A 2,588-nucleotide genomic window follows, 5' to 3' on the forward strand; every position below is an offset into this window, starting at 1 on the left:
TGCCGCGCGGCGAACAGGATGGAAGTGGAGCGTCGACCATGATGAGAGGGCTACGCCGGGCTCGTGACGCAGGGAGGGCGTAGCCCGACCGGAGTTACGAGCCCGGCGTCGGCGCGATCCACAGCGGACCGCGCCGACTGGTGATCGCGGCCGGCTGGTTATGCAAGTGGTTCTTCCGCCAAGAGGAATCACTCGCGTGCCAGGCCGACACATTACCGATCACCAAATGAGGCTCTACATGAAGTACCGTCAGACCGATAGCCCACCCGTGGCCGCCGCCAAGGCGTCGTTCAGCACCTCGACCGCTTACCGGATCGAGAAGGATCGACGCCTTCCGTCGCAGAAGAAGGCTCCCCGCGGCCGTCGCCGGCCAGATCCCTTGGCCCGCGTATTTGAGACAGATATCGTGCCGATGCTGAAGGCCGCCCCCGGTGTGCGGCCGGTCACGATCTTCGAGGAGTTGCTCCGACGCCATCCCGAGCTCGGCGCCGGCATCCGTCGCACGCTGGAGCGCCGGATCCGGGCCTGGCGGGCGATCCACGGCGAGGAGCAGGAGGTCATCTTCCGCCAGACCCACGAACCCGGTCAGCGCGGCCTGTCCGACTTCACCGACATGGGCGAATTGGGTGTCACGATCGCGGGCGTACCGCTCGACCATCGTCTCTATCACTTCCGGCTGGCCTATTCCGGGTTTGAGCACGCCCATGTCGTGCTCGGCGGTGAGAGCTTCGTCGCTCTGGCCGAAGGCCTGCAGAATGCCTTGTGGTCACTCGGTGGGGCGCCACGGGAGCATCGCACCGACAGCCTGTCGGCCGCCTTTTGCAATCTCGACCGCGACGCCAAAGACGATCTGACGCGGCGATACGAAGACCTCTGTGCCCATTACGGCATGCGGCCTTCCCGCAACAATCGTGGCATCGCCCACGAGAACGGGGCGATCGAGAGTTCGCATGGTCATCTCAAGCGAGCGATCGGCGACGCGCTGTTGCTGCGTGGCACCGCCGACTTCGACGATCTGGCTGCCTATCGTGGCTTCATCGATGAGATCGCCAGCCGCCGCAATGCCCGCAACGCCAAGCGGATCGACAGTGAACGTAGCGCACTTCAGGATCTGCCGGACCGCCGCACGTCGGACTATGAAGAGGTGATCGTCCACGTGACGTCGTCCGGCGGCTTCACCTTGCGCAAGGTGTTCTACACGGTGCCGTCGCGCTTGATCGGCCATCGGCTGCGGGTGCGCCTGTATGACGATCACCTCGACGTGTTTGTCGGCGGCACGCATCTCCTCACCTTGCCGCGCGGGCGGCCGCATCCCAATGGCAAGCACGATCAGGTCGTCGATTATCGGCACGTGATCCATTCCTTGCGGCGCAAGCCGATGGCGCTCCTCAACCTGGTCTACCGCGACCAGCTGTTCCCCCGGGAAGCTTACCGCCGAGCCTTCGACGTCTTGCGCAAACGCTTACCGGACAAGAAGGCCTGCCGGATCATGGTCGATCTCCTCGCACTCGCCCATGAGCGCGGTTGCGAGGCCGAACTCGCCAATCAGCTCACGGCCGACCTGAACGACGGCCGGCTGCCCGACCTCAACCGGCTACGTACTCACTTCGCCCCGGATCCCGCCCAGGTGCCGAACGTCGTGGTACGCCTCGCACCGCTCGCCACCTATGAATGCCTCATCGGTACCGCCGAGATCGGAGGCGCCGCATGAGCACAACCAACGTAGTCGACACCGCGCGCCTCAATCTGTTGCTCAACGAGCTGCGGCTGCCCGCCATCAAGGCGCTGTGGCCGCAATTTGCCGAGCAATCCGATAAAGAAGGCTGGCCGGCGGCGCGCTTCCTCGCCACCATTGCCGAGCACGAGATCGCTGAGCGCGGCCGCCGCCGCATCGAGCGCCATCTCGTCGAGGCGCGGCTGCCTACCGGAAAGACCTTTGACAGCTTCGACTTCGAGGCCGTGCCGATGATCTCCAAGGCGCAAATGACCGCACTCGCCGCCGGCGACGGCTGGCTCGGCAAGGGCGCCAATCTGCTGCTGTTTGGTCCGCCCGGTGGAGGCAAGAGCCACTTGGCGGCAGCAATCGGCTTGGCCCTCATCGAGAACGGATGGCGCGTCCTGTTCACCCGCACCACCGATCTCGTGCAGAAGCTCCAGGTGGCTCGCCGCGAGCTCAACCTCGAGGGCGCCATCAACCGCCTCGATCGCTTCGATCTCGTCATCTTGGACGATCTTGCCTATGTCACCAAGGACCAGGCCGAGACCAGTGTGCTGTTCGAGCTCATCAGCGCACGCTACGAGCGACGCTCTTTGCTGATCACCGCCAATCAGCCCTTTGGAGAATGGAACAAGGTCTTTCCGGACCCAGCCATGACCCTCGCGGCGATCGATCGCCTTGTTCACCACGCCACCATCGTCGAGATGAACGTCGAGAGCTATCGCAGGCGGACTGCCCTCGAGCGAAAGCGTGGTCCAGGGCGGCCACCGGAGCACGCGACACAAAAAACGCTCGCTTGATTGACGCTCCGCGACAATCAAAGCAAACAAAACTCTTGCGCGCGACAATCATCGCGGCGATCATCATCGCG

2 protein-coding genes are annotated in these 2,588 nt (G+C 64.2%); both read left to right on the top strand.

Features of this window, described 5'->3' with window-relative positions:
* The first annotated feature begins 196 nt into the window (after positions 1–196).
* The gene (gene istA, locus XI04_RS08145; protein WP_420915336.1) at positions 197–1,711 is read left to right on the top strand and encodes an IS21-like element ISBj11 family transposase; all 1,515 of its coding nucleotides are present in this window, start codon (positions 197–199) and stop codon (positions 1,709–1,711) included.
* Positions 1,708–2,517, top strand: a complete 810-nt coding sequence (gene istB / locus XI04_RS08150; protein ID WP_018270204.1) for an IS21-like element ISBj11 family helper ATPase IstB — start codon at positions 1,708–1,710, stop codon at positions 2,515–2,517. Before istA ends, istB begins: the two co-directional genes overlap by 4 nt.
* Positions 2,518–2,588 lie beyond the last annotated feature (71 nt).

Origin of the sequence: Bradyrhizobium sp. CCBAU 11430, from assembly GCF_028128855.1 — a bacterium.
In the GTDB taxonomy this organism is placed as follows: domain Bacteria; phylum Pseudomonadota; class Alphaproteobacteria; order Rhizobiales; family Xanthobacteraceae; genus Bradyrhizobium; species Bradyrhizobium ottawaense.

Coding starts and splice junctions, on each gene's coding strand:
- istB (WP_018270204.1), top strand. CDS start 1,708: ATGAGCACAACCAACGTAGTCGACACCGCGCGCCTCAATCTGTTGCTC.